The 6276-nt window shown below is 63.8% G+C and carries 6 protein-coding genes; all 6 read right to left on the bottom strand.

Features of this window, described 5'->3' with window-relative positions:
* Nucleotides 1-173: 173 nt before the first annotated feature.
* The 6 genes from gndA to QZ653_RS12445 all read right to left on the bottom strand — a co-directional run bounded on the left by gndA (nucleotide 174) and on the right by QZ653_RS12445 (nucleotide 6126).
* Complete coding sequence (gndA, locus tag QZ653_RS12420; RefSeq protein WP_296420418.1) at nucleotides 174-1583, bottom strand: NADP-dependent phosphogluconate dehydrogenase; 1410 nt, start codon at nucleotides 1581-1583, stop codon at nucleotides 174-176.
* 76 nt (nucleotides 1584-1659) lie between these two features.
* Nucleotides 1660-2442, bottom strand: coding sequence for an SGNH/GDSL hydrolase family protein (locus QZ653_RS12425; RefSeq protein ID WP_296420419.1), 783 nt, complete (start codon nucleotides 2440-2442; stop codon nucleotides 1660-1662).
* 68 nt (nucleotides 2443-2510) lie between these two features.
* Nucleotides 2511-3269 carry an SGNH/GDSL hydrolase family protein gene (locus tag QZ653_RS12430; RefSeq protein ID WP_296420420.1) on the bottom strand — a complete coding sequence of 253 codons (759 nt, stop codon included), beginning with the start codon at nucleotides 3267-3269 and terminating at the stop codon, nucleotides 2511-2513.
* Nucleotides 3270-3480: 211 nt separating this feature from the next.
* On the bottom strand, nucleotides 3481-4386 hold the full coding sequence (argF, locus tag QZ653_RS12435) for an ornithine carbamoyltransferase (RefSeq protein ID WP_296420421.1): 906 nt from the start codon (nucleotides 4384-4386) through the stop codon (nucleotides 3481-3483).
* An 83-nt stretch (nucleotides 4387-4469) separates the two neighbouring features.
* Complete coding sequence (locus tag QZ653_RS12440; RefSeq protein WP_296420422.1) at nucleotides 4470-4952, bottom strand: GNAT family N-acetyltransferase; 483 nt, start codon at nucleotides 4950-4952, stop codon at nucleotides 4470-4472.
* Nucleotides 4945-6126 carry an aspartate aminotransferase family protein gene (locus QZ653_RS12445; protein WP_296420423.1) on the bottom strand — a complete coding sequence of 394 codons (1182 nt, stop codon included), beginning with the start codon at nucleotides 6124-6126 and terminating at the stop codon, nucleotides 4945-4947. The genes QZ653_RS12440 and QZ653_RS12445 overlap by 8 nt, the downstream gene beginning before the upstream one ends.
* Between the last annotated feature and the right edge of the window lie 150 nt (nucleotides 6127-6276).

Below are 6276 nucleotides of genomic sequence, written 5' to 3' on the forward strand. Positions count from 1 at the left end.
TCCAAGACGGCTTTTGGGGCTCCGCCCGTTCTCGCCTGAAAACCTCCCCCAGAGGTTTTCCAAGACGGCTCGAACTCTCTGGTTCAAAAATACCTCGGGGGGAGGCCGAAGGCCGGGGGGCAGCGCCCCCAGCCACGCCCGCCGCAGGCGCTGATCGTCAGATCATCCCACGCTCAGTCCCACCACGGACCGTGCTGGTCTTCGCGACCATCCATGCGCACGAACCCGTGGCGGCCGAAAAAGTCCCGCTGGGCCTGAATGACATCGGCGGTCCCGCGGGCATGGCGGATCGTATCGAGAAAGAACAACGAGGACGACAGGGCCGGAACGGCGTGGCCATGGGTGGCCGCCGCACAAACGACCTTGCGCAGGGCCGGGGCGGCCTGTTTCAGACGGTCGACCAGACCGGGGGCGAACATCAGCTGGTCCTCGGGCAGGTCACTGCGGAAGGCATCGGCAATATCATCCAGCAGAACGGACCGGATGATACAGCCCGCGCGCCACACCTCGGCGGTGCGCGCCATATCCACCGACCAGTCGTATTCCTCCGACGCGGCAGCCAGAATCCGGAACCCCTGCGCATAGGCGAGGATGCGGCCCACGAGCAGCGCCTGTTCCAGATCGTCATCGCCGAGGTCGAGATCACAGCGCACGGCACCGAACAGCTCCTCCCCCTTGGCACGCACAGCGGTTTCGCTGGACAGGGCACGGGCGGCCACGGCGGCCTCGATGATGCTGGCAGACCGGCCCATCTTTATGGCCTCGATCGCGGTCCAGCGTCCGGTGCCTTTTTGTCCGGCGGAATCCAGAATGACGTCGACGGCGGGTTTGCCCGTTTCGCCATCGACGGCCTGCAGGACCTTGCCTGTAATTTCGACCAGATAGCTGTCGAGGGGCCCCTTGTTCCATCTGTCAAAGATTTCGCCGATCTGCGCGGGGCTGTTGTTGCGGCCAAAACGCATCAGGCCGTAAACCTCCGCGATCAGTTGCATGTCGGCGTATTCGATGCCGTTGTGTACGGTTTTCACGAAATGTCCCGCCCCGTCGGGGCCAAGGTGTGCGGCGCAGGGTGCGCCTTCGAATTTGGCAGAAATCGCTTCGATCATGGCGCGGGTGGCCTCCCATGCCTCGGGCGTGCCGCCCACCATGATGGACGGGCCGTGACGGGCGCCGTCCTCCCCGCCCGACACACCCATGCCGATGTAGGTCAGCCCGGCGTCCTCGACTGTTCTGGTGCGGCTGCGGGTGGCCTGAAAGTCGGAATTGCCCGCATCAATGATTGTGTCGCCCTCCTCCAACAGCGGGATCAACGTCTTGATCGTGGCATCCACCGGCGCGCCCGAGGGCACCATCATGATAATGGCGCGGGGGGCGCCCATGGCCTTGACCATCGCCTCAAGACTGTCGGCCCCGTGCAAACCTGCAGCCAGCCCTTCGGCTTCGGCCTCGGACACGAATGCGGGGACAGCCTCGGCTGACCGGTTCGACACATGCAGGTCAAACCCCTTGTCGAGGATATTGAGGGCCAGCGCGCTGCCCATGGTGCCCAGACCGTAAAGGCCCAGCGTTGCGGTGTCGGTCATTGGCCATTCCTTTTGGGGCAGATGTCGGTTGTCAGCGTGACCTTAAGGCTAAGGCGGCATCGTGCCAGCGGCAAGGTCACAGATCGTGATCGGATGTGATCAGGGCGGCTGCGGCCTCGGCCCATGCGGTATAGACACGGGGGCCGGGGTGAAATCCGTCTTCGGCCATCACATCGGCGTCGATCACCATGCGTGCAGGAATGTGTGTGGCATCGGGGTGGTCGTCCAGCATCGCCTGCAAGGCGCGGTCAAACCGTGCCGCCTGATGGCCGAGGACCCAGCGCAGGGGGCCGGTCAGCCGTGGAAAATGATAGACCGGCGGCAGGCCGGAGACGTAGACATGCCCCACCCCGAGGGTGTCGGTCAGATAGGACAGAAGGTCACGTTGCTGGTCCAGCCAGACCGACAGCCGCGTGCCGCGGATCACGTCGTTCACGCCCAGACCGGTGACGGCCACATCCGCATGGCGCGGGCGCGCGGATTTCAACCGTGCCAGCGCCGCAGGGGTTGTGTCCCCGCAGCGGGCGATCAGTTGCCAGTCCACACGGGCCTTGCGCGACAGCAGACCCACCAGTTGACCGGACAGTGCCTGCGACTGGGTTGACACGCCGACCCCCGCAGCAGAGCTGTCGCCCGCGATCAGCACCCTCAGGTTGCGTCCGTCGCCCGCCACACCGTCGCGCGGGCCTTTGGGTTCCTGCAGGCGGGGCGTGGTGATTTTGACCCACGGGCCCTGTGTCACCAGAACGGGGTAGAAGGCCAGCCGGTGCAGCACGCGCCACAGTCCGCTTAACGGGGCGGGGTGGACCGGATCCGGTACAGGCGGGTCGGACGGGGGATGCACATTACTCAGGGTCACGCCCGATTATTTAGGCGGTCCGCCCCGTCACGCAAGCTTTACCCTACGGCGCGAGGACGCGGGCGCGCCTAAACGCCCAGATCAATCGCCATGCGGTCGGACAGGGTGCGCGCCCATTCGGCATAGACATCGGCACGCGGGTGATAGCCGTCTTCGGCCATGTTGGAATGGTCCAGCGACACATCCAGCGTGATCCATGTGGCATCCCCCCGCGCGGCCAGACGATCGCGCAACGCCCGGTCGAACCGTTCCGCCTGATGGCCCAGCACCCAACGCAGCGGACCTTGCAGGCGCGGAAACTGCGACAACGGCGGCAGACCCGCCATGTAGACATGACGCACGCCCAACCGGTCCTTGAGGTGGTCGATCAGATCATCGGTCTGCCGCAGCCATGTGCGCAGCGGCGTGCCGGATGTAATGTCATTGACCCCCAGCCCGGTGATGGCCACATCCGCCGGTGCCGGATCGGCGGCCTGCAACTGGCGCAGCGCCATGGGTGTGGTGTTGCCGCATTTTGCCACAAGGTCCCAGTCAAGCCGCACCCGCGGGGCGAGTTTGCGGATCAACTGCCCCGACAGGGCATGGGTCTGGTGTGCCACCCCGACCCCCGCAGCAGAGCTGTCGCCCACGATCACCACACGCAAGGGTTTGCCGTTGCCCACCACGCCCGAACGGGCACCGTCCGGTTCCGGCAGGCGCGGCGTGCGCATCTTGACGTAAGGTCCTTGGGTGAAGAGGACAGGATAGAAACACAACCGGTGCAGCAGGGCGGAATGACCGGCGAGCGGCGCGGGGTGGATTTGGGGAAAACTCTGAATGTCCGACATGACAGGACCGGATGTTAACGTGGCTGTAAGATATCAGCGTAACGCAACAAAACGGTGACAGGTTCCCGCGACCTAGGGTCACGCGGGCGGATGGGGCACCAAATGCCGTCGCATTCGGCACGGCTGCGCAATCGTTGGGCAGGGTTGCGCCTACGGCACCGGCGGCCCAACGGACCGCCGGTTTGATGGCGCGAAGAGGATCAGGGGGCCGTTACTTGCCCAGACAGTGGCGCATGATGGCCTTCTGGGCGTGAAGACGGTTTTCGGCCTCGTCCCAGATGACGGAATGGGGGCCGTCCATCACCTCGGATGTGGCCTCGTCGTCGCGGTGGGCGGGCAGGCAGTGCATGAACAGCGCGTCGGGTTTGGCGCGGTCCATGAGCGCCTTGTTCACCTGATAGCCACGCAGTTGGTTGTGGCGGCGTTCGCGCGCGGATTGCGGGTCATGCATGGACACCCAGGTGTCCGTGACCACCAGATCGGCACCTTCGACCGCTTTGTCGGGGTCACGTTCGGTGGTGTAAAGACCGTCGAGGGCGGGTTCGGGTTGCAGGGTTTCGGGGCCGGTAAACGTCAGGTCGAAGTCGAACTGTTTGGCTGCATGGGCAAAGCTGGCGAAGACATTGTTGCCGTCGCCGGACCAGACCACCTTTTTGCCTTTGATGGGTCCGTTGTGTTCTTCGAACGTGAGGATATCGGCCATGATCTGGCACGGATGCGTGCGGTCCGTCAGCCCGTTGATCACGGGGACAGAGGCGTATTCCGCCATTTCCAGCAGGGTCTGTTCCTCGAACGTGCGGATCATGATGAGGTCGACGTAGCGGCTTAGCACGCGGGCGGTGTCGGCGATGGTTTCGCCGTGGCCCAGCTGCATGTCCTTACCGGACAGGACCATGGTTTCGCCGCCCATCTGGCGCACGCCGACATCAAAGCTGATGCGCGTGCGGGTGGAGGGTTTTTCGAAGATCAGCGCGACCATGTGGTTTTCAAGCGGCTGGTCCGCGTCCGGCGTGCCTTTGGGCTGGCCTGCGCGTGCGGATTTCATGTCAGCTGCGGTGTCGATGATCGCCCGCAGGTCTTGGGGGGATGTTTTGTGAATGTCGAGGAAATGGGTCATGTCATATCGTTTCTTGAGCGGGTCTAAAAAAATTAGCTAATTTTGTTAGATGGCCGGAGGAGGCGTTTTCGGATCAGAGGAAGTCAAGCGTGGCGCATCACCTGCACCGGATCGCCGTCTTCGCAGGGGCGAATGGCGAGGGGTTTGAACCCCGCGCGGACGTAGGCCGCAACAGCGCGCAGGTTGGCGGGGTCCGGGTCGGTCAGCACACACGGAAAGTGACGTCGGAGTTCAGCCACGCGCGCGGCGATATAGCCCGCGCCATGGCCTTGCCCCAAAAACGCAGGGTCCCCCAGAAAGGTGTCGATGGCGCGGGCACCCTTGGGTTGGTCTGCGTATTGTGGCGCGCCGAAGGCGTGGGCGTTGTAGTCCTGAATATAGGCAAAGTCCGTGCCGTTGTGCTGGGCGATGCGCATATCCACCACGTCCTTGTCCATGTCCTCTTCGACAAGGCGCGCTTCGGTGCCGCCCTCGCCCCACCAGCCGTCGATATGCGGCTGGGCGAGCCAGTCCTTGAACATCGCAAGATCAGCGCGGGTCATGGGCCGAAAGCTGTAGTCAGACATGGAGGGCGACCTTGGTGGCGGCCTTGTCCAGACGCGTGACGGCCTCATCAATCTCGGCATCCGTAAGGGTCAGCGGCGGCAAAAGACGCACCACGTTGTCAGCCGCGGGCACCGTCAGGACCTCTTCGTCGTAGCCTGCGGTGACCACATCCATATTGGGGGCCACGCATTTCAGGCCCAGCATCAGGCCGGACCCGCGCACGGCTTCGAACACCTGCGGGTTGGAGGCGACCAGCCCTTCGAGTTTCTGGCGCAGGGTGCCTGCCTTGCGGTTCACTTCCTCAAGAAAGCCGGGGGCGGTGACGACCTCCATCACCTTTGCGCCCACGGCACAGGCCAGCGGATTGCCGCCATAGGTGGACCCGTGGGTGCCTGCGGTCATGCCGGAGGCTGCGTCTTCGGTGGCCAGAACCGCGCCCAAGGGGAAACCGCCGCCGATGCCTTTGGCAACCATCATGATGTCGGGCGCAACGCCTGCCCATTCATGGGCAAAGAGTTTACCGGTCCGGCCCACACCGCACTGGACTTCATCCAGGATCATCAGCAGCCCGTGTTCATCACACAGATCGCGCAGACCTTTCAGACAGGCATCCGGCAGCGGGCGGATGCCGCCCTCGCCCTGCACAGGCTCCACCATGATCGCGCCCACGGTTTTGGAGGCTGCGGCCTGCGTCAGCGCCTCGTGATCGCCAAAGGGCAGATGCACGAACCCCGGCAAGAGAGGCCCCATCCCGTGGGTCATTTTCTCGGATCCGGCGGCGGCGATCCCTGCGGCAGACCGCCCGTGGAAGGACCCGTCGAAGGTGATGATATCCGTCCGTTCCGGCTGGCCTTTGTCGAACCAGTATTTGCGCGCCATTTTGACGGCCAGTTCACAGGCCTCCGTGCCGGAGTTGGTGAAAAATGTGGTGTCGGCAAAGGTGTGTTCGGCCAGCAGATCGGCCAGCTTTTGCTGTGGTGCGATATGATACAGGTTCGAGACATGCCAAAGCTTGCCGGCCTGATCGGTTAACGCCGCCACCAGATCGGGATGGGCGTGGCCCAGCGCGTTGACGGCAATGCCGGCCCCCAGATCAAGGAAACGTCGCCCGTCCGCCTCAACCAACCAAGTGCCTTCGCCTTTGACGAAGGTGAAGGGGGCGCGATTGTAGGTGGGCAGAACGGTCGAGATCATGGGGAATACCCTTTGCAAATGAAGGCCAAGAGGTGAAGAAACCGGGCCGGTAAGTCAACGATGTTTGGATGGGAAATGACGAAAGGTGGACGTGCAGCAACAGCGCGCGCGGATCAGGGGATCAGCGTCGGCGTCGGTTGGGGGTCTGTG

This window comes from Pseudooctadecabacter sp., from assembly GCF_020627745.1.
GTDB lineage: Bacteria > Pseudomonadota > Alphaproteobacteria > Rhodobacterales > Rhodobacteraceae > Octadecabacter.

What these genes read in the sequence shown, in the direction of transcription:
- gndA (WP_296420418.1), bottom strand. Translation starts at nt 1,583, where the DNA reads ATGACCGACACCGCAACGCTGGGCCTTTACGGTCTGGGCACCATGGGC.
- QZ653_RS12430 (WP_296420420.1), bottom strand. Translation starts at nt 3,269, where the DNA reads ATGTCGGACATTCAGAGTTTTCCCCAAATCCACCCCGCGCCGCTCGCC.
- argF (WP_296420421.1), bottom strand. Translation starts at nt 4,386, where the DNA reads ATGACCCATTTCCTCGACATTCACAAAACATCCCCCCAAGACCTGCGG.
- QZ653_RS12440 (WP_296420422.1), bottom strand. Translation starts at nt 4,952, where the DNA reads ATGTCTGACTACAGCTTTCGGCCCATGACCCGCGCTGATCTTGCGATG.
- QZ653_RS12445 (WP_296420423.1), bottom strand. Translation starts at nt 6,126, where the DNA reads ATGATCTCGACCGTTCTGCCCACCTACAATCGCGCCCCCTTCACCTTC.